Below are 19496 nucleotides of genomic sequence, written 5' to 3'. Positions count from 1 at the left end.
AGTTAACTAGGCGTATTATTTTGCTTACGAGCAATCTCTCTCTCAACTTCTCGTTGTTGCTTACCTCGCCAAAATAATTTCAACGGAGTACCTTCAAACCCTAGTCCTTCTCTTAATTGTCTCTCTATATACCTTCTATATGAATCACCAAATAGTTTAGGTTCGTTTACAAAAAGAGTAAAGCTAGGCGGAGCACTTGCTACTTGTGTTGCGTAGTAAAGCCTCCCTTGCCTACCACCTCTACTCGTTGGTGGACTTCTCCAACTTAAAGCCTCCGAAATTACTTCATTAACTACTGATGTAGATACTCTTCTTCTATGCTGTTCAACAGCTAAAGAGGCCAATCGAAAAATATGTTCAACTCTCTTCCCCGTAAGCGCTGAAGTGAATAACATTTTTGCCCAATCTAAAAAATATAATTTTGCTCGAAGTTCTTTCTCAATGATTGGCATTGTATAAGTATCTTTTTCAACAGCATCCCATTTATTAACAATTATCAAACACGCTCTTCCTTCTTGTTCAATTCTTCCTGCAAGGCGTTGATCTTGTTCAGTAACACCTTCTAATGCATCTACAACCAAAAGACATACATCACTTCTTTCAATTGCTTTAAAACTACGATTGATCCCAAAAAACTCTGGGCCATATTGAACACTTTTACGTCGACGTATTCCAGCCGTATCAATTAATCTCCAACATCTATTTTCTCTAATTATTGATGTGTCAATAGTATCCCTTGTAGTACCTCTAATAGAACTAACAATTGCTCTATTCTCTCCACTGATTGCATTCAACAAACTAGATTTACCTACATTTGGTCGCCCAATAATTGATACTTGAATATTGTCTTTCCCTTCAGCATCTAGTTCCTTAGGCGGTAGTAATTCAACTACTTTATCCATTAAGTCACCAGTACCTACTCCATGTATTGCCGAAACAGGATATGGATTTCCCAAACCTAATCTCCAAAATTCAGCTGCCATTGAAAGACCTATCTCTGGAGATTCACATTTGTTTACAGCTACTAAAGCCTTACAATCATAACTTCTAATCCACTCCGCGATAGCCTCATCAGCAACCGTCAAACCTTGCTGACCATCAACAATAATTAAAGCAATTGCTGCTTCTGTAAGTGCAAGTTCGGCCTGTTGTCTTATCTCTGGTAAAAACTCACTTTCATCATTAAAAACCAGCCCTCCCGTATCAACCACAGTAAATTCTCTATCGGCCCAAAACCCTTCCTGATAACTGCGATCTCTAGTGACTCCAGGCTGATCATGAACTATCGCGTCTCGACTACGGCATAGTCTATTGACCAGAGTAGATTTACCAACATTTGGACGACCAATAATGGCTACAATAGGTCGCGCCATTTTATCTAAGCGAATTTAGTAATTATCTTATTAAAAGAATGTAAATAAAAGCAATTAAGCCTACTTTATATTTAATCAAGCACAAAAGTTCAGACCAATTAATTAGCTAGCAAAAGCCAAATTAAATGCCAAGGGTTATTCAATTAGAGGGTCTCCAGGGTGACCTGCCAATGGATTAAGCGGCTTTTTAAGCAAAGTCGGGAGATTTCCAGATTCCGGCAATTTCTCCCCTCTGATTAATCCCCATGATAAAAGCCAATTCACAGCAGTAGCTCTTCTGGTTCTTCGTGGGAAAAGTTCATTAATGGAATAACCCTCAAAATCTAAACATTCTTTCAAACTTTGCTTATATTTTTTGGGGATTGATCTAGTTAAATGAACTGAAGCATCTCTCCGAGCAATTACTTGAGGTGCCTGTTGATACTTTTCAACCCAATAAGCAGGAGTGGTCGGACTAGCATAATAAAGGCTACAGCCACCTTCTTTGAGAATGTATCCCAACCTTTCCCATATCAACTGACATACAAAGTTGTCACTGATGTGATCATAGAGAATTTCAATGCATAGTTTTTTACTTAGTGACCAATAAGTCTTCATAGGATCTAAATATAAAATAACCTGATAATCCTTAGCTAGATTATAGGAAGAAAAAATTTAAAATACTCAATTGATTTTAAACTGCTAATTAAGGAAACAAACAAAATATTTTCTATGATTTCAAAAAGTTTTTTCTCTTCTTATAATTAACAATGAGAAGTATGATGAAACCTCAAAATCAACTTGGCTTGCAATAGTTATCTTCTCATCAAGGAAACCAATTCTTTCTACAACCAGTGTACTCTCTAATAATTTTTCTTCCTCGAGTATTGTTTTTACCCATTCCCACTTCTTCCCCAATTTTAACAGTACAAGTGACGAATTAGAAAGATCTATTTTAGCTAACATTTGTCTAAAATCTTGATTATATTTTGGAACAGTGCGAACTATTAGTGATTCATCTTTTAAAGCCAAGGGCCATTTGAAAAATGCTGCTCCTGCAGAAAAAGAAGTAACACCAGGTATTACTTTCAATGGCACATGTGGATAGTTTCTTTTGATTTCCATCATAATATAAGCACTTGTTGCATACAAAGAAGGATCCCCTAAACATAATAAAACTACTTTTTCCCCATCTGTAACTGCTTTTACTAACTGCTCACTTCCTTCTTTCCATGATTTTTTAAGTATGTCTTCTTCTTTAACCATTGGGAACAAGATTGGCAAGCATTTCTTATGTTTTATTAGATTAGAAACCACCTCTCTTGCAATACTTCTACCCTCAAGCCGCGCAACTGGAAAAGCAACTAAACTTGATCGCTTAATTGCATCAACAGCCGCAAAGGTTAAAAGAGAAGGGTCACCTGGCCCAATGCCTACAAATGTTAAAGATGGTACTTGGCTATGCCTTCTTACTTTAAAGAATAACGTAGAAAAAAACTTATTTAAAAATCGAAAAAAGATCATCTTAGATTCTGCCTGAGTAAATACTTATTTAGTTAAAAACTTACTCTCAGCTATGCATTCTTGGCTCATAATGTAATTCTGAAAGGATCGATGATTCCAGGAACGCTAGCTCATTTAATCTAGAAATAATTTCTGATCGGTCAAAGCGTTGTTCAGCTAGAGAGAAATACAAGCCAAAATGCCTAGCTTCACTTTTTAGTAATTCTCCATATAAGTTTTTCAATTCATCATCAGGACTAAATTTTGCAAGCAAACTCATACGTTCATGACTTCTTGCTTCAATTAATCCAGCAACAAGAAAACTATCAAGCATCCTTAAAGGCTCTTCTTTTCTAATCCTTTTCATTAATAACCCGCCATAAGGAGGTGCTGCTAAAGGCTCTAGATATCTACCTCTTGAATGCAAAATACCAATTACTTTTTCAAAATGTTCCAATTCTTCTCTTGCCAAGGGGCTTAAGACTTCTGCTAATCCTGGTTCGGATAAATAACGAAACATAAGCTGAATAGCAAAACCAGCAGCTTTTCTCTCGCAATTAGCATGGTCGATAAGAATTTCAATAGGGTTTGCAATTGCTTGCTTTATCCAGCTTTGACTCGTAGAACTCTTCAACCACGTAATCTTTCTCGGAGTGGTTATTTTTTTTTGTAATTTATACATTTCTAATTCTTATTTTTATTCTTATTCAAAAATGCTAAAGCTCCTTCTAAAGCAAGCTCATAACTCATACCCCCAAATCCACATATAATTCCAATTGCACTATCAGCAAGTAAAGACTTCTGCCGAAACCCTTCTCTTGCATAGGTATTACTTAGATGTAATTCCACATAAGGAATTTGTGCCCCCAATAAAGCGTCTCTTATTGCAACAGAAGTATGAGTATAAGCTCCAGCATTTATCAAAATTGCATCAACATTTGCAATTGATTGTTGAATTCGGTCAACGATCTGACCTTCTGAATTACTTTGAAAACTCTGAAGGGTTACTCCATGACTGATAGCCTTCTTCGTCAATGCTTCTTCAATGGTTTCCAAAGTCTCTAAGCCATAAATAGAAGGTTCTCGCTTGCCAAGCAGATTAAGATTTGGACCGTTAATCAATAATAAGTTCATCCTTCTTTAAAAGCCATTGCCTCTCTAAATCGTATCTATGTTCACTAAAAAACGCCCAACATATTCGAGATTTTACGACGCTTTAACTGTTAAGGTCATTTTGTGGTTAGAGGGTCGGTGCCCGAGTGGTTAATGGGGGCGGACTGTAAATCCGCTGGCTCTGCCTACGTTGGTTCAAATCCAACCCGGCCCACCTTCCACAAGCCCTTGTAGCTCAGCGGTAGAGCACTCCCTTGGTAAGGGAGAGGTCTCGGGTTCAAGTCCCGACGAGGGCACTGTCCTCAACCTCTTCCAAGAGAATTAGTCTCAGGCACTAGGAGTTGTTGATATCTAAAAGTGGATATCCATTTTTATGTCCACTTTTGCTAAATGACTGCTAATTCTGGATTGGCGCATCTTTTCTGATGCATCAAGACAATGGCAACGATCCGCAAAGGTGGAAAAGATTGGCAAGCTTTAACCCGAAAGAAAAATCACATCGGTGCAAGATCCAAAACATTTGGAAATAAAGCTCAAGCAGAGCTCTGGGGTCAAGCTGTTAAACAGTCAATAAGAGCTCCAGGCTCACTTGATCAACCGCCACCTCAAACTCTTAAAGAAGCCATTGATGCTTATATCAATGGACCTCTCCAACAACATCGCAGTGGTCATAACGAACAATATCCCTTAAAGGCAATGGCCAATCATTGGATGGAAGGAGTTCGTCTGCAGGAGCTTTCCATCAGGCATTTTGCTCTTTGGAGAGACCAACGACTTCTAACAGTCAAAGCCAATACAGTGATGAGAGAACTCAGAATCCTCAGAGTTCTTTTGGACTGGGCTAAAGTCGAACTTGGATGTGATCTAAAACACAATCCAGCTAGAGAATTAAAAGTTAGAGGAGCTAGTGATGCCAGATTCCCTTTCATCACCACTTTTCAAAAGAAGAAATTGCTTCTTGAATTAGATCAAGCGAAGAATCCTAATCACAAACGACTCAGTATTTTTAGGACTAGCCAGAGCAAGAGATATTTAACAAATTGATTACTAAACTAATAAATCTAGATTACTTAATTCCTCCTAAAATACCAACCTTAAAAAGAAATTATTCGAAAGCAATAGAGTTAATACAACTTCAAGATTAAAGCCCTTCAGACAATTTTTATACGTCCAAATAATTAATATCTTACAAAGGGTAAATACGAATAATCACAATAAGATGTAAACAACCTGAGTATGTCATATTTATCACCAATCTCTAGAAAGGGTATTACTTCAGAGGACTAAATAAGGGTAAATATGTAATTTAATTTGCAATCTCAATTGAAATAAATAATAGCATATTTAACTTATCAAGATATACTTACCAAATCCCAAGCCTTAAAAATGTATTCTAATAGGCATATAACTAATCTTCCTATATGAATCAGTAGATTATGGAGTCTACAATTCATTTGGAGCAGGATCTAATAATTTGAGGGACTCTATTCACGAAGATGCAAGTATGTATGAATTAGGCATAGCTAACACTCATAATGATAAATATTAGATTGCACCTCTAATGTCTATGTTTTAAATTAAAAAGTAGGGGCAAAAGGATTTACTAAGTGCAATCAATCACATTTATAGAAAAAGTCTCCATAAAGAAAGTAATATTTACATGAAATAAAGGTTAATTCTTTAATTGATTAAGCAAAAGAATCTTAGATGCTATAAAAGTAGGTGTTAAGACTCACTTGATTCATTATTTATATGCTGCATATTTTGTTTAATTACTTCTATTTGAATGACTTCAAAAGCCTTTGATGCTTTCATTGAGGATTGTTTTCTAAACAATGACCCTATTTGCGACTTAAGAAGAGAGGACTCACTTGAACTGGATCGTTATGCTTCTAAGTTGCTTGCAGAGATGATCTCAACTCAAGATAAGGCGTGATCTCTAAATCTCTATAATTTAAAACTCCTTCTAAAATTATTACTTTTAAAAGCTAGGGTAAGGATTAAAATTTTTGTCTTTTAATTAATATGGATTGTTCTAACTATTTTATTTATGAATAAAATAGTCGTACTTGAAAAGTTAACATGCTAAGCATAAAAGGCATAAGATCTTACGAGGTGGCTTTGAAGGAACTGCGATTCAAAATTATTAGCCAAAATCAAAATACACAGCGTATTGTAAAATGATTACTGAAATAAGTGCCTAACTTAACGCAAGTACAAAGAATGGTAACTAAAAAAAACATCAGAATAATTGGATTATCCTGTTATTATCATGATAGTGCAGCAACCCTAGTGGTTGATGGTCAAATAATTGCCGCTGTCCAAGAAGAAAGGTTTACTCGTAAAAAGCATGACTCTAATTTTCCAAAGCAAGCCCTTCATTATTGCTTAGAAAATAATAATTTAACACTGAAAGATATTGATTACGTTATTTATTATGAAAAACCATTATTGACTTTCGAACGTCTTTTAGAAACATATTTAGGAACAGCACCTAGAGGAGGGAGATCATTCATAGCTGCTATGCAAGTATGGTTAAAAGAAAAGCTCTTCTTAAAATCACAAATCAAAAATAGCTTAAAAGATATACAACAAGAACTAACTGGCAATGCTAGAAAAGCAATCAATTTACCCAAACTTCTTTTTTCACAACATCATCTCTCTCACGCAGCGTCTGCATTTTATCCTAGTCCATTTGAAGAGGCTGCAATCTTATGCATGGATGGGGTAGGCGAATGGGCCACTACAAGCGCATGGATAGGCAAAGGAAATAAAATCAAACCTCTTTGGGAAATAAGTTTTCCTCATTCACTAGGTCTTCTATATTCAGCTTTTACTTATTATTGTGGCTTTAAAGTTAACTCAGGTGAATATAAATTAATGGGATTAGCTCCCTATGGTCAACCAAAGTATGTTGATCTAATTAAAAAATATTTAATCGATATTAAACCTGATGGCACATTCAGGCTAGATATGAGTTATTTCAAATATCATCGTGGTTTTCGTATGACAGGGAAAAAGTTTAATAAATTATTTGGTCAGCCTCCAAGAAAAAGCGAAGCGGCATTAACTCAATTCCATATGGATTTAGCTGCGTCAATTCAAGTCGTAACAGAAGAAATTACACTGTTATTAGGAAAGTCAATAAAAGAAGAAACAGGTCTTGATAACCTATGCCTAGCAGGAGGTGTTGCATTAAATTGTGTCTCTAATGGTAAATTGCACCAACAAAAAATATTTAAGAACATATGGATTCAACCTGCAGCAGGCGATGCAGGTACATCTCTAGGTGCAGCACTCTTAGCTTTTTATCAATATTGCCAAAATGAACGCCATCCAACAGAAAATGATTCTATGAAAGGAAGCTATTTAGGTCCAAGTTTTTCTAATAAGTTTATTAAGTCTTATCTAAATAATATTAATGCTCCATATAAATCTAAAAAAGACGAAGAACTCTTTAAAGAATTAGCTAAATTAATAAAAGATGGGAAGGTAATTGGTTTATTTAATGGTCCAATGGAATTTGGGCCAAGAGCTCTTGGTGCTCGATCAATAATTGGAGATCCTAGAAACTTAAAGATGCAAAGTATAATGAATTTAAAAATTAAATACCGTGAAAGTTTTAGACCATTCGCGCCATCAATTTTAGAAGAGGATCTCTCAACCCAGTTTAACCTAGATTGCAAAAGTCCTTATATGCTTTTAGTCGCACAAATTAAAAGTGAATTATGTAAGTCAATAACATCTGAAGAAGAAAGTCTTTTTGGAATTGACAAGTTGAACGTAGCTAGATCTACGCTTCCTGCAATTACTCATGTTGATTACTCTGCAAGGATTCAAACAGTAAGTAAAGACACAAACCCTCGTTTCTATAATATTATTCAAGCCTTTAAGGAAGAGACTGGATGCCCAACATTAATTAATACCTCATTTAATGTTAGAGGAGAACCTATTGTATGCACTCCACAAGATGCTTATAGATGTTTCATGAGAACAGAAATGGATGTATTAGTTCTAGAAAATCAAATTCTTTTTAAAAGTGATCAACCAAAGAGTGAAGAAAATGAAACTTGGATGCAAGAGTTTGAATTAGACTAATGAATCAAAAGCCTTCTAAAAAACAATTAAGAGATTTTGGCTATTTAATTGCTATAGCCTTTCCATTGATCTTAGGATGGTTAATTCCTTTAATAACAGGTCATCATTTTCGCATTTGGACTCTTTGGGTAAGCCTTCCTAGTCTTTTTCTTGCAATAATCTCTCCTGCTTCTCTTAGCAAACCTTATAAAGCATGGATTTTTATAGGGGATTTACTTGGATGGATAAATAGTAGAATTATTCTAGGTCTAGTATTTATAATTGTTTTACAGCCAATTTCATTTTTAATGAGGTTATTCGGATATGATCCTTTAAGGTTGAAAAGCTTAAAGCTTGATACTTACAGAGAAAGTGTTAAAAATGGGACAATTGATCTAACTCGTATTTTTTGATAAATGGAAGCTTTTCTTGATCTAGTTAAAGATATTTGGGATTTCCTAAGAATTAGGAAAAAATATTGGCTGGCCCCATTAATAATTACATTAGTTGCAATGGGAGCTCTTATTATCATCACACAAGGGTCAGTAATTGCACCATTTATTTATACAATATTCTAAAATTAGTTGAGTTTTCTTTTCTTATTAAACTTCATATTAAATAATCCTAAACATATTATAGTTAAGAATGAAATCAGGAATATTAAAAGGTAAGGCCCATCCAAAGAGCTAATTTCACCATTTAAAATTTGTCTTAGACTTACATCTTGAATTTTTTGAATTGTATATCCACCGGCAACGAAAGGAGCATCTGAAATTAATATACTTAAAATTAATGCAGGCATAAATTTTTTCCAAGAGATTTTAGTTAACCCAATTGCATAGCAAACAAAATCAAAGAATTGAGTCATCAAAAGTCCAGTCATTAAGAAAAAATTATCTTCTAAATAATTTTTACTAATTCTTTCTACTCTATTCATTTGGGTAGATCCTAATAGTTTTTTTACAAATCCTCTACCTAATCTTCTTGACAAGATAAATGAAATAGAGCATGCAAGAAAATCTGCAAAGAATATTATTATTAACCCTGTTTTAATTCCATATATATATCCTGCTATGACAGAGCAATATGTACCTGGAAGTATTGGAATTAATATACTAAGAGACCTTAAAGTGAATATTAATATTGCTGTGGAAAAGGCAAAGCTTCCTATTCTATTGTAATTAGATTCAAAAGCATTAATTACAAATTTTATATCAAAATTCTGATAGGCAATAAATAGGAATAGGACAATAAAAAGAAGCGTTAAAAACTTGTATATGATTTTATTGTAATATTTTTGTGTCATCAAAAAAGCTTTTAATTTCTAATTGTCCATTTTTTATTCGCACCAGTCAACTTTTTTGATAATAATACTTTAAGTGCTATAACATAACTTGATCTCACACTAAATACATTACTTTGTTTTCAGATTGATAAAATTTAATGCTTTGGCCTTTAGTAATGTAATCCTTAGCAAGCTTTATAGCACCTGAGAGATAAGTTCACACTCCATCAAAGAAAATTTATAGTACATAAAAAGCCTTCAAAGCTATGCAAAATTAATAACAAGCCAAATATCCTTTTATATTCAGAACCTCAATCTCTATGAATAGTATTGTGATTTTCTAAAAATATCTAAGTAGGTATCTAACAAAGCTAGGTTTTTTTAGGAGAAACTTCTCTTACAATGAAAGTGAATTAATAATATCAAAGTAAAAAGTTGCCTGATTCTTTTGATTTGATAGTAGTCGGAGGAGGTGCCGCAGGTTATATGGGGGCTATTACAGCCGCAGAAGAAGGAGTATCTTCTATACTTATATTAGAAGCGACTTCTAAAGCACTTGAAAAAGTTCGAATAAGTGGAGGAGGGAGATGTAATGTTACTCATGCTTGTTGGGAACCAAACGACTTAATATCTAATTACCCTCGAGGAGGGACTCCATTAAAAGGAATATTCAGTCATTTTGCAACAGGAGATGCATGGGACTGGTTTACAACTAGAGGCCTAGAGTTAGTTTCAGAAAAGGATGGAAGAGTCTTCCCAAAATCAAATTCATCTAAAGAAGTGGTTAGCTGCCTACAAAATGCAGCAAAAGAAATTGGTATAGTTTGTCTTACACAAAATCCTGTTGAAACGATTAATAATCTTGGGTCTAAGGGGTTTGAAGTTAAAAGCAAAGGTGGCCATTTCTTTTTCTCAAAAGCAATTTTACTAACAACTGGAGGAAGCCCTAGTGGGAAAAAAATTGCTAATAACTTAGGGCATAAAACTGTCCCTTCAGTACCTTCTCTATTTACACTAAAATTAGATTATAAGTGGCTAAGAAGTTGCTCTGGAATCTCAATAGAAAAAGTAAATTTAAAAGTTGATACAGGTGATAATACTCTTTCTGAAAAAGGAACAGTTTTAATAACTCATTGGGGGCTAAGTGGTCCTGCTATATTAAAGCTAAGTGCTTATGCAGCTCGGAGCCTAAATAACAACGGGTACAAAGCAAAATTACTTATAAACTGGCTAGATAGTGATATAAATGATATTAAATCATTATGCTCGCTCTATAGGAAAAGCTATGCTGATAAAAAACTTATTAGCTTTTACCCATTCAAAAAATTACCAAAAAGACTTTGGTTAAATCTATTAGAGAGTGTCGAAATAAATCCTCATATGAATTGGTCCAGTCTTTCTATTTCGCATGAGAATATAATATCAAAAATCTTAACTCAACAAGAGCTATTAGTTGTTGGCAAAGGACCTTTTGGAGAAGAGTTTGTAACTGCTGGAGGAATTATTTTAGACGATTTAAAATTAAATTTAATGGAAAGTAGAATATGCAATGGTTTATACTTTGCTGGTGAAATATTAAATATTGATGGAATTACTGGAGGGTTTAATTTTCAGCATTGCTGGACAAGTGGTTGGATTGCAGGAAAAGCTATTGCAAAATATTTAAAACCATGATGTTTACAAACTTCATGCTCTTTTTTGATTATATGTTAACGAATAAGTGTCGGCAACAACATATTAATTAATAATAAAGAATATTGATTAATAAGCTTGCTTCTTGTCTAAGATAAATTTTTAGCACCCATAATCTGCATATGGATTATCAATATTTAATTGCTCTAGCTTTAATTGAGCAGGGTACAAAAAGGTTAATGCCGCTTGGGGGTAAATCATCAACAGAAACACTTTCCAATTCTGAATTAGATAAAGAGATGGGAGAAGATTTGGTAAAGCAATTACTGATGAGGGTCTTTCAAACTAGTGAGGAACTTGCTATTAAAAGGTCTTATGGAGATAAAAGTTTGATTTTAATTAAAATAAAAATGGAGTTAATGCAAGAAGAAATTCCTAAAATAAAGGCAAGGTGGTTGGCATCAGGTAACAGTGAAAAGTTTATCTCTGAGTTAAAGGACGTATCAACAGCTATATGGAATGTTATATATACAAAGGGTAAAGGCATATCATTTTTAAAACTTAAATAACATAATAAATGCTGTTTAAATATAGATACAGACTAAAAAAATACCCTACAGTAGTCACTGGAATAGAATGAAACCTTACAGCAAGTATTGTTTTTTTATAACAACTGTTAATCCCCAAGCAAAGCTATAGTGTAAATAAGAAAATAATTATTAAAAACCTTAGTAACCACTATTTCTCAATCTTTTAAATCATTGCAAGAGCAAAAGTTTACAATTGAAGATCTACGAAAGATCGTTTCATCAGGAGAAACAAGATCTGAGTCCTGGCGAAGGCTCCAATTAAAACGGCTAAGTAATCTCCTTAATCAAAACCAAAATGCAATATTAAAGGCTTTATATGCCGATCTTCAAAAGCCTCAAACAGAAGCATTTTTTGAAATTTTGGCACTCAAACAAGAACTTAAGGTTTGCCAACAAAAGCTATCGAAATGGATGAAACCTAAATCGATAGAAGTTCCTCTTTGGCTAAAACCTGGAAAAGCTTATGTTATTAACGAACCGTTGGGGTGTGTTCTTGTAATAGGGGCTTGGAATTATCCGTTTATGCTTTCCTTGCATCCTCTTATATCTGCACTAGCTGCAGGTAATACTGCTGTTTTAAAACCATCAGAATATGCGCCAGCAACTTCAGGTCTTATAGAAAAGCTTATTAGTCAGACTTTTCCTAATAATGTAGTAAGAGTTTTACAAGGCGACGAACATTTCAGCGAGAAACTTTTATCTCATAACTTTGATCATATTTTCTTTACAGGTGGTACCGAAACAGGTCGAAAAATAATGGCAGCAGCAGCAAAAACGCTTACACCTATCACTCTTGAGCTTGGAGGCAAAAATCCAGCCGTAGTATTAGAAGGTGCCGATATAAATACAACTGCAAAAAGGCTTGTATGGGGAAAAAGTCTCAATGCTGGACAAACATGTTTAGCACCCAATCATCTTTTCGTTCAAAGAGAGATAAGAACGCAATTAATTGAAAAGCTAAAATTCTATATTAATAGTTTTTATGGTGAAAATCCTAATAATTCTGATAACATTGCAAGTATAAATAAAAGGCAGTTTAAGAGAGTTATTGATTTAATAAATAATGCAAAGGCAAAAAATCAAATTCTTCATGGAGGAGAAGTAAATCTTAATGAGAGAAAAGTTTCCCCTACAATAATTAGTTTAAATGATAGTGACGATTCCTTTATTAAAGAAGAAATTTTCGGTCCTATCCTTCCTATTTGGGATATTCAAAATATTGATCACGCAATTAACTTAATAAGGGAACAAAGCAAGCCTCTTTCTATTTATATGTTTGGAGGAAGTAATCAAGATAAGGAAAAATTACTTAGAATGACAAGTTCAGGCGGTGTTTGTTTTAATGATGTAATCATGCATGCTGGCATACCAGAGTTGCCTTTTGGAGGTGTAGGAGATAGCGGAACAGGGAGATATCATGGCCAAGCTGGTTTTGAAACATTTTCACATCAAAAGTCTGTTTTAGATAGACCATTCTGGTTAGACCTTAAATTCCGTTATCCGCCATATAATATTGATATTTCCTTCTTGAATCGAATAATGAGATAGCAAAGAAATGGTTATCTTCTTAAATATGAATAAAGATTCATAGCATGTTTAAGAAATAGAGGTATCTTTTGATTGATTGATTAACACTATGAAGAAAAAAGGTTTTCTTCTAATGGCATTATTTTTTATCATGCCATTAACTTCTAAAGCTAATGAAGTTGTTATTAAAGAAGGAGATACCTTGTCCAAAATAGCCGACGAATACAATGTTTCCGTTAGAGCAATAATGGACGCAAATGGTATTTACAATGCAGATACTATATTAGATGGGCAAAGGATTAAGCTTCCAATAAACTCTCAAGCTAAAGAAAAAGTTGTGTCCTACAAGACTCATACGATTGAAGCTGGTCAAACTATAAATAATATTGCAAAAATATATAGAGTAGATCCCTTAGATATAATTAAATTAAATAATATTAAAAATCCTAATTTAATTTCTATTGGAGAGGTAATTAATTTACCAAATGAGGCTATAAATATTAATATACCTACTGAAAATAAATCTGATTTTCATATTGTTTTAAAGGGTGATACTTTATCAAGTATTTCTAATCTATATAATATTTCTTTAGAAGAAATAATTAAAGCAAATAAAATAATTAACCCAAATAGTCTTAGGGTTGGCTCAAGAATCACTCTAAATTCAAATTATCAAGATAAATATAATCAAAGGAGCCTTGATGTTAAAGATCCCAAATCCAACCTAATTGAATGGAATGATTTTGGCCCATTAAAAATAAATTGGTCTGGCTGGAAAAAAGTTAATGGAAGTTTTGTCACACCAGCAATTCATAAAAATGGAAAGCCTTTATTTGTAGCTATTCATTGTCCTACAAGTAAAATAAATTGGCGGCCCCCCAATGGCAAATGGAGTGAATGGCTAACTCCAAATAATGATTTTGAATTTAACTTATTAGATGCAATTTGTGAAAACTCAATTTAAAATGAAGGCTAAATTATTTAGTTATTAATTGACATTGACGGGGGGTCTAATTGATCAGCTGGTTCTTCAACTATTTGCAATCTTATTTTGCCACCTCCACCAATCTCACCCAGAGGTACCTTCATGGTTGAGCCACTAAGTGATTGGAGCGCATTAAGGACTTCTCTGAGATAAGGAGTACTGCTACCACTTTCAAGATAAATTTTTTCATTTAAGATTCCCAATTTTCTCCAAGATGTATGCAGCCTTAAAACAGAAGCCTCAATATTTTTAGCTTGTACCAAAGCATCTGATAAAAAACCTAAAACTTCTATTCTTTGCGCTTCTTGTGTTGCTTTATCTAAGTTTAAATTAGCCTTCTGCAGAACCCTTAATGACAAAAAGGCCTCATTTGATTTTCCCATCCATCTAGCGGTACTAGTAATTTCTTTAATTGAATCTATATCTGGGGAATCTATTAAAGCCTGACGAAAATCTTCTTGCAAAATTTCTGGCAGCTTGGACAGCTCTTTTGCTAAAGGAGCAACAATTTTAGGTGGAAGTAAATTCTCCTGTGTTTTCTGACGAATCTCTTCTGGCAATAAGGGACTAGTTACTGATGTAAATTCATCTGAAAGACGACGTACCGCCTTTCTTGTTATTTCGTCGCCTTTATTAGCTGCTTCAGCAATCATTTGCTGCACTTCAGGAGAAGACTGAGCTGTTTCTATAAAAGATCTTCTTGAAAAATTATTTACACTTTTCTCATCTAAGACTCCACCAACAATTAATTCATCTGCTGAATCCGCCAATTGAATAAGAGCATATGCTCTTGTTTTACTAATATCCATTTCTCTAAGCCATTGCAAAAAACCTGCCCCTCTTCCATCGCCTCCACGTTTTTCTCTATCACGAACCACTCGTAAAATTTTACCTCTCCAAATATCTGTATGAAGATCAAATTTTTCACAAACTGACCAAGCCTGTTGAAGTCGATCTAAAAATTCAATTCCATTTAGATCATCCTTCTCTGGATCTGGCAAATCCAGCTGCAATATTGAAGGGTCAGGGTTGAGTACTGTTTCCACAAAAACCTAAAGTTAAACACATGATTTAACAGACAAAACCAAAAGGGACGACATTCTGTGACGTTAGAACGAAATTGAACTTATCCCACGATAGTCTTATTATTGCATTAACAGCATAAAGAAAATGTCTATCTCAAGAGGTGACATGGTCAGAGTCAAAAGACCTGAATCATATTGGTACAACGAAATAGGCAAAGTTGCATCCGTTGATACTTCTGGAATCAAATATCCAGTAGTAGTTCGCTTTGAAAAAGTCAACTATGCTGCCTTTAGTGGAGTGGATGGTGGCAATAATACTAATAATTTTGCAGAAAACGAACTAGAATCTATTGCCTGAATTACCTGAAGTTGAGACAGTTCGCAAAGGACTAGAAAGTCGTTTAAAAGATTTTCTTATCGTAGAGTTAGAAGTATTAAGTGAAAGATCTATAGCAAGTTTTGGCGGATCTACTAAGTTCCTCCAAAATATGAAGGGAGTAATTATAGGTGAATGGACCAGAAGAGGAAAATATTTAATAGCTGCTTTAAAGAAAGGAAAGAGAAAAGAGTTTGCTGGATGGTTAGTTGTACATTTAAGAATGACAGGACATTTTCAATGGTTCCAAAAGAAAACAACTAGTTGTGCACATACAAGAGTTCGATTTTGGAATGATAAAGGTCAAGAGATTAGGTTTGTGGATACTCGAAACTTTGGTCAAATGTGGTGGATCTCCTCTAAATATCATCCAGAAGACAAAATTAATGGTCTCAAAACTTTAGGTCCAGAGCCATTTAGCAAAGAGTTTAATCCTTCATACCTATCACTATCTCTACAAAATAGAAAAAGAAGTATTAAGGCATCATTACTAGATCAATCTATAGTTGCTGGAACAGGAAACATTTATGCAGATGAAAGCCTTTTTGAAGCTGGGATAATTCCTACAAAAGAATCTAGAACCCTAAATAACATTGAAGTCAAAAAACTATGTGAAAGCCTTATTAAAGTTTTAAAAAAAAGTATTGGTAAAGGAGGCACAACTTTTAGTGATTTCAGAGATATAGAAGGTATTACTGGGAAATATGGAGGAGAAGCCTGGGTTTATAAAAGATTCAATAAACCATGTAGAAAGTGTGGTGAGAGAATCCAAAAAGAAAAAATTGCTGGAAGAGGCACTCATTGGTGTCCAAAATGCCAAAAATAAAACCCTCCTATGCAGAAGGGTTTTATTAGTTATTTTTTTTACTAATAAATTTTGAAAAGTGTTTTACCTGGCATTGAGCTATTTTCTCAGGGGGCTGCCCCCCAAATATCGTCGCCGCTGATGCGTTTCACGACCGAGTTCGGGATGGATCGGAGTGGGTCCACATCGCGATGAACACCAGGAAAACATTTTTCATTTTCAAGGAATGAACCTTGAGAACTGCATAGAATATTACTTTCTAATTAAAAGAAATCAGGAAAGAAGTAAAGGTTAATTCAATTGTTAAATGAAGAAGTAGGTCAAGCCCTCGGTCTATTAGTACTCCTCCGCTGCACCTGTTACCAGGCTTCCACGTAGAGCCTATCAACGGGTGTTCTTCCCGTGACCTTACTGGCTTATGCCATGGGAATACTCATCTTGAGGTGGGCTTCCCACTTAGATGCTTTCAGCGGTTATCCACTCCGCACATGGCTACCCAGCGTTTACCGTTGGCACGATAACTGGTACACCAGAGGTGCGTTCCTCCCGGTCCTCTCGTACTAGGGAGAAATCCTCTCAATATTCCTGCGCGTACACCGGATATGGACCGAACTGTCTCACGACGTTCTGAACCCAGCTCGCGTACCGCTTTAATGGGCGAACAGCCCAACCCTTGGGACCGACTTCAGCCCCAGGTTGCGATGAGCCGACATCGAGGTGCCAAACCTCCCCGTCGATGTGAACTCTTGGGGGAGATCAGCCTGTTATCCCTAGAGTAACTTTTATCCGTTGAGCGACGGCCCTTCCACTCAGAACCGTCGGATCACTAAAACCGACTTTCGTCCCTGTTCGACTTGTAGGTCTCACAGTCAAGCTCCCTTCTGCTTTTGCACTCAGCGACTGATTTCCAACCAGCCTGAGGGAACCTTTGTGCGCCTCCGTTACCTTTTAGGAGGCGACCGCCCCAGTCAAACTGCCCAGCAGATACTGTCCGCTTCCCGGATAACGGGTAAGCGTTAGAACCCTAGCTCTAAAAGAGTGGTATCTCACCATTGACTCAGTAGCACCCACAAGCACTACTTCAAAGTCTCCCACCTATCCTGCGCATTCAGAGCCCGAGACCAATATCAACCTACAGTAAAGCTTCATAGGGTCTTTCTGTCCGGGTGTACGTAGTCCGCATCTTCACAGACAATTCTATTTCGCCGAGCCTCTCTCCGAGACAGCGCCCAAATCGTTACGCCTTTCGTGCGGGTCGGAACTTACCCGACAAGGAATTTCGCTACCTTAGGACCGTTATAGTTACGGCCGCCGTTCACCGGGGCTTCAGTCGCTAGCTTCGCTTACGCTAACCGGCTTCCTTAACCTTCCGGCACTGGGCAGGCGTCAGCCCCCATACATCGTCTTGCGACTTAGCGGAGACCTGTGTTTTTGGTAAACAGTCGCTTGGGCCTCTTCACTGCGGCCAGCTCTCGCTGGCACCCCTTCTCCCGAAGTTACGGGGCCATTTTGCCGAGTTCCTTAGAGAGAGTTATCTCGCGCCCCTCGGTATTCTCTACCACCCCACCTGTGTCGGTTTCGGGTACAGGCAATTATGCCTTAGCGGGTATAGGGCTTTTCTTGGAAGCATGACATCACCAACTTCGTTGCCGTAGCAACTCGTACTCACGCCTTAGCTCAGAACGTTTTCTCCGTTCCTCAAAGCCTTGAACGCTTGAACCAGTAACCAACATCTGGCTTGGCTAGCCTTCTCCGTCCCCCTTCCCAAAACATAACTGGTACAGGAATGTTGACCTGTTATCCATCGACTACGCCTTTCGGCCTCGCCTTAGGTCCAGACTAACCCTCCGCGGACGAGCCTGCCGGAGGAACCCTTAGGGTTTCGGGGCATGGGATTCTCACCCATGTTTTCGCTACTCAAGCCGACATTCTCACTTCAATGCAGTCCACGCCCGCTTACGCTAACGCTTCACCCCACATAGAACGCTCCCCTACCATTTACAAGTAAATCCGCAGCTTCGGTACAACACTTAGCCCCGTTCATTTTCGGCGCAGGATCGCTCGACCAGTGAGCTATTACGCACTCCTTTGAGGATGGCTGCTTCTAAGCAAACCTCCTGGTTGTCTAAGCAATCCCACCTCCTTTATCACTTAGTGTTGATTTTGGGACCTTAGCTGGCGGTCTGGGCTGTTTCCCTTTCGAGTGTGGAGCTTATCCCCCACAGTCTGACTGCCTAGTTACACACAGGGTATTCAGAGTTCATCTCTATTTGGTACCGCTCTCGCAGCCCGCACAGAAATGGTGGCTTTACCCCCCTGCTGGAGCACTAGACGCTACGCCTCAACGTATTTCGGGGAGAACCAGCTAGCTCCTGGTTCGATTGGCATTTCACCCCTAACCACAGCTCATCCGCTGATTTTTCAACATCAGTCGGTTCGGACCTCCACTTGGTATCACCCAAGCTTCATCCTGGCCATGGTTAGATCACCAGGGTTCGGGTCTATAAACACTGACAAACGCCCTATTAAGACTCGCTTTCGCTATGGCTCCACCATTCCCGGTTTAACCCGCCAGTGCCTATAAGTCGCCGGCTCATTCTTCAACAGGCACACGGTCACCCGATAAGTCGGGCTCCCATTGCTTGTAAGCTCACGGTTTCATGTTCTATTTCACTCCCCTCCCGGGGTTCTTTTCACCTTTCCCTCGCGGTACTGTTTCGCTATCGGTCACACAGGAGTACTTAGCCTTACGAGGTGGTCCTCGTAGATTCACACGGAATTCCACGTGCTCCGTGCTACTCGGGATACAGCTAGGCCAACTCCCCTTTCGATTACGGGGCTTTCACCCTCTATGGCGCGCCATTCAAACGCTTCTTCTAGGTTGATTGGTCCACATTGCTGTCCCACAACCCCGATGATCGAAACCATCGGTTTGGGCTGTTCCCCGTTCGCTCGCCGCTACTTAGGGAGTCGTTTTTACTTTCCTTTCCTCCAGCTACTAAGATGTTTCAGTTCGCTGGGTTGGCTCGTTCCAGCCTATATATTCAGCTGGCCGTATTAAGGGTTGCCCCATTCGGAAATTCCCGGATCAAAGCGTGCTTCCAGCTCCCCGAGACTTATCGCAGGTAACCACGTCCTTCATCGCCTCTGTGTGCCAAGGTATCCACCGTGAGCCCTTTGTAGCTTGACCATTAATTCTCGATAATATTTAAAAACCGAGAATTTG

The 19496-nt window shown here is 37.0% G+C and carries 18 protein-coding genes, 2 tRNA genes and 2 rRNA genes; 13 read left to right on the top strand and 9 right to left on the bottom strand.

Translation table 11 applies throughout. The features are described from left to right. Window positions 1-2: 2 nt before the first annotated feature. The 5 genes from der to aroQ all read right to left on the bottom strand — a co-directional run bounded on the left by der (window position 3) and on the right by aroQ (window position 3989). On the bottom strand, window positions 3-1373 hold the full coding sequence (gene der / locus O5636_RS08830) for a ribosome biogenesis GTPase Der (RefSeq protein WP_269622425.1): 1371 nt from the start codon (window positions 1371-1373) through the stop codon (window positions 3-5). Between the two features lie 135 nt (window positions 1374-1508). Continuing rightward, window positions 1509-1970 carry a DUF1823 family protein gene (locus tag O5636_RS08825; RefSeq protein ID WP_269622424.1) on the bottom strand — a complete coding sequence of 154 codons (462 nt, stop codon included), beginning with the start codon at window positions 1968-1970 and terminating at the stop codon, window positions 1509-1511. Window positions 1971-2090: 120 nt separating this feature from the next. Further along, the gene (gene cobI, locus O5636_RS08820; protein ID WP_269622423.1) at window positions 2091-2876 is read right to left on the bottom strand and encodes a precorrin-2 C(20)-methyltransferase; all 786 of its coding nucleotides are present in this window, start codon (window positions 2874-2876) and stop codon (window positions 2091-2093) included. A gap of 46 nt (window positions 2877-2922) precedes the next feature. Continuing rightward, complete coding sequence (locus tag O5636_RS08815; RefSeq protein WP_269622422.1) at window positions 2923-3537, bottom strand: tRNA-(ms[2]io[6]A)-hydroxylase; 615 nt, start codon at window positions 3535-3537, stop codon at window positions 2923-2925. 2 nt (window positions 3538-3539) lie between these two features. Beyond that, on the bottom strand, window positions 3540-3989 hold the full coding sequence (gene aroQ, locus O5636_RS08810) for a type II 3-dehydroquinate dehydratase (protein ID WP_269622421.1): 450 nt from the start codon (window positions 3987-3989) through the stop codon (window positions 3540-3542). A 111-nt stretch (window positions 3990-4100) separates the two neighbouring features. Here aroQ and O5636_RS08805 point away from each other — a divergent pair. The 7 genes from O5636_RS08805 (at window position 4101) to O5636_RS08775 (ending at window position 8623) form a co-directional block, all read left to right on the top strand. Beyond that, window positions 4101-4182, top strand: a tRNA-Tyr gene (locus O5636_RS08805). A 10-nt stretch (window positions 4183-4192) separates the two neighbouring features. Then, window positions 4193-4264: transfer RNA gene (locus O5636_RS08800), tRNA-Thr, on the top strand. A 142-nt stretch (window positions 4265-4406) separates the two neighbouring features. Further along, on the top strand, window positions 4407-5012 hold the full coding sequence (locus tag O5636_RS08795) for a hypothetical protein (protein ID WP_269622419.1): 606 nt from the start codon (window positions 4407-4409) through the stop codon (window positions 5010-5012). Between the two features lie 742 nt (window positions 5013-5754). Beyond that, window positions 5755-5904 (top strand): hypothetical protein, encoded by a 150-nt coding sequence (locus O5636_RS08790; protein WP_269622418.1) that lies wholly within the window; start codon window positions 5755-5757, stop codon window positions 5902-5904. Between the two features lie 287 nt (window positions 5905-6191). Further along, the gene (locus O5636_RS08785; protein ID WP_269623580.1) at window positions 6192-8066 is read left to right on the top strand and encodes a carbamoyltransferase; all 1875 of its coding nucleotides are present in this window, start codon (window positions 6192-6194) and stop codon (window positions 8064-8066) included. Beyond that, on the top strand, window positions 8066-8458 hold the full coding sequence (locus O5636_RS08780; RefSeq protein ID WP_269622417.1) for an SxtJ family membrane protein: 393 nt from the start codon (window positions 8066-8068) through the stop codon (window positions 8456-8458). The genes O5636_RS08785 and O5636_RS08780 overlap by 1 nt, the downstream gene beginning before the upstream one ends. A 3-nt stretch (window positions 8459-8461) precedes the next feature. Further along, window positions 8462-8623: a DUF5989 family protein gene (locus tag O5636_RS08775; RefSeq protein WP_269622415.1), complete on the top strand. Its 162-nt coding sequence runs from the start codon at window positions 8462-8464 to the stop codon at window positions 8621-8623. Between the two features lie 2 nt (window positions 8624-8625). Here O5636_RS08775 and O5636_RS08770 read toward each other — a convergent pair whose 3' ends face one another. Next, the gene (locus O5636_RS08770) at window positions 8626-9351 is read right to left on the bottom strand and encodes a TVP38/TMEM64 family protein (RefSeq protein WP_269622414.1); all 726 of its coding nucleotides are present in this window, start codon (window positions 9349-9351) and stop codon (window positions 8626-8628) included. A 414-nt stretch (window positions 9352-9765) separates the two neighbouring features. Here O5636_RS08770 and O5636_RS08765 point away from each other — a divergent pair, with 414 nt between their 5' ends. From O5636_RS08765 to O5636_RS08750, 4 genes are all read left to right on the top strand, one after another. Continuing rightward, window positions 9766-11004 (top strand): NAD(P)/FAD-dependent oxidoreductase, encoded by a 1239-nt coding sequence (locus O5636_RS08765; RefSeq protein WP_269622413.1) that lies wholly within the window; start codon window positions 9766-9768, stop codon window positions 11002-11004. 140 nt (window positions 11005-11144) lie between these two features. Next, window positions 11145-11531: a hypothetical protein gene (locus O5636_RS08760; RefSeq protein ID WP_269622412.1), complete on the top strand. Its 387-nt coding sequence runs from the start codon at window positions 11145-11147 to the stop codon at window positions 11529-11531. A gap of 192 nt (window positions 11532-11723) precedes the next feature. Beyond that, window positions 11724-13100: an aldehyde dehydrogenase family protein gene (locus O5636_RS08755; RefSeq protein WP_269622411.1), complete on the top strand. Its 1377-nt coding sequence runs from the start codon at window positions 11724-11726 to the stop codon at window positions 13098-13100. 112 nt (window positions 13101-13212) lie between these two features. Then, a complete protein-coding gene (locus O5636_RS08750; RefSeq protein WP_269622410.1) occupies window positions 13213-14043 on the top strand; it encodes a LysM peptidoglycan-binding domain-containing protein in 831 nt (276 codons plus the stop codon). Between the two features lie 17 nt (window positions 14044-14060). Here the strand turns inward: O5636_RS08750 and O5636_RS08745 are convergent, their stop codons facing one another. Continuing rightward, window positions 14061-15110: a hypothetical protein gene (locus O5636_RS08745; protein ID WP_269622409.1), complete on the bottom strand. Its 1050-nt coding sequence runs from the start codon at window positions 15108-15110 to the stop codon at window positions 14061-14063. A 124-nt stretch (window positions 15111-15234) separates the two neighbouring features. On the opposite strand from O5636_RS08745, the gene O5636_RS08740 reads away from it, so the two are divergent. Then, on the top strand, window positions 15235-15447 hold the full coding sequence (locus O5636_RS08740; RefSeq protein WP_269622408.1) for a photosystem I reaction center subunit IV: 213 nt from the start codon (window positions 15235-15237) through the stop codon (window positions 15445-15447). Then, entirely contained in the window at window positions 15440-16291 is an 852-nt protein-coding gene (locus tag O5636_RS08735; RefSeq protein ID WP_269622407.1) for a DNA-formamidopyrimidine glycosylase, read from the top strand. Before O5636_RS08740 ends, O5636_RS08735 begins: the two co-directional genes overlap by 8 nt. Before the next feature lie 65 nt (window positions 16292-16356). On the opposite strand, the gene rrf is transcribed toward O5636_RS08735, so the two are convergent. Both rrf and O5636_RS08725 read right to left on the bottom strand, forming a co-directional pair. Continuing rightward, window positions 16357-16473: ribosomal RNA gene (gene rrf, locus O5636_RS08730) — 5S ribosomal RNA — on the bottom strand. Window positions 16474-16586: 113 nt separating this feature from the next. Next, window positions 16587-19460 (bottom strand): 23S ribosomal RNA (locus tag O5636_RS08725). Between the last annotated feature and the right edge of the window lie 36 nt (window positions 19461-19496).

Origin of the sequence: Prochlorococcus marinus str. MIT 0918 (assembly GCF_027359415.1) — a bacterium.
Taxonomy (GTDB): domain Bacteria; phylum Cyanobacteriota; class Cyanobacteriia; order PCC-6307; family Cyanobiaceae; genus Prochlorococcus_E; species Prochlorococcus_E marinus_C.
The sequence above is the reverse complement of the archived record's forward strand: the minus strand, read 5'-3'. Positions and strand labels throughout refer to the sequence as shown.

What these genes read in the sequence shown, in the direction of transcription:
- der (WP_269622425.1), bottom strand. Translation starts at nt 1,373, where the DNA reads ATGGCGCGACCTATTGTAGCCATTATTGGTCGTCCAAATGTTGGTAAA.
- O5636_RS08825 (WP_269622424.1), bottom strand. Translation starts at nt 1,970, where the DNA reads ATGAAGACTTATTGGTCACTAAGTAAAAAACTATGCATTGAAATTCTC.
- cobI (WP_269622423.1), bottom strand. Translation starts at nt 2,876, where the DNA reads ATGATCTTTTTTCGATTTTTAAATAAGTTTTTTTCTACGTTATTCTTT.
- O5636_RS08815 (WP_269622422.1), bottom strand. Translation starts at nt 3,537, where the DNA reads ATGTATAAATTACAAAAAAAAATAACCACTCCGAGAAAGATTACGTGG.
- aroQ (WP_269622421.1), bottom strand. Translation starts at nt 3,989, where the DNA reads ATGAACTTATTATTGATTAACGGTCCAAATCTTAATCTGCTTGGCAAG.
- O5636_RS08795 (WP_269622419.1), top strand. Translation starts at nt 4,407, where the DNA reads ATGGCAACGATCCGCAAAGGTGGAAAAGATTGGCAAGCTTTAACCCGA.
- O5636_RS08790 (WP_269622418.1), top strand. Translation starts at nt 5,755, where the DNA reads ATGACTTCAAAAGCCTTTGATGCTTTCATTGAGGATTGTTTTCTAAAC.
- O5636_RS08785 (WP_269623580.1), top strand. Translation starts at nt 6,192, where the DNA reads ATGGTAACTAAAAAAAACATCAGAATAATTGGATTATCCTGTTATTAT.
- O5636_RS08780 (WP_269622417.1), top strand. Translation starts at nt 8,066, where the DNA reads ATGAATCAAAAGCCTTCTAAAAAACAATTAAGAGATTTTGGCTATTTA.
- O5636_RS08775 (WP_269622415.1), top strand. Translation starts at nt 8,462, where the DNA reads ATGGAAGCTTTTCTTGATCTAGTTAAAGATATTTGGGATTTCCTAAGA.
- O5636_RS08770 (WP_269622414.1), bottom strand. Translation starts at nt 9,351, where the DNA reads ATGACACAAAAATATTACAATAAAATCATATACAAGTTTTTAACGCTT.
- O5636_RS08760 (WP_269622412.1), top strand. Translation starts at nt 11,145, where the DNA reads ATGGATTATCAATATTTAATTGCTCTAGCTTTAATTGAGCAGGGTACA.
- O5636_RS08750 (WP_269622410.1), top strand. Translation starts at nt 13,213, where the DNA reads ATGGCATTATTTTTTATCATGCCATTAACTTCTAAAGCTAATGAAGTT.
- O5636_RS08740 (WP_269622408.1), top strand. Translation starts at nt 15,235, where the DNA reads ATGTCTATCTCAAGAGGTGACATGGTCAGAGTCAAAAGACCTGAATCA.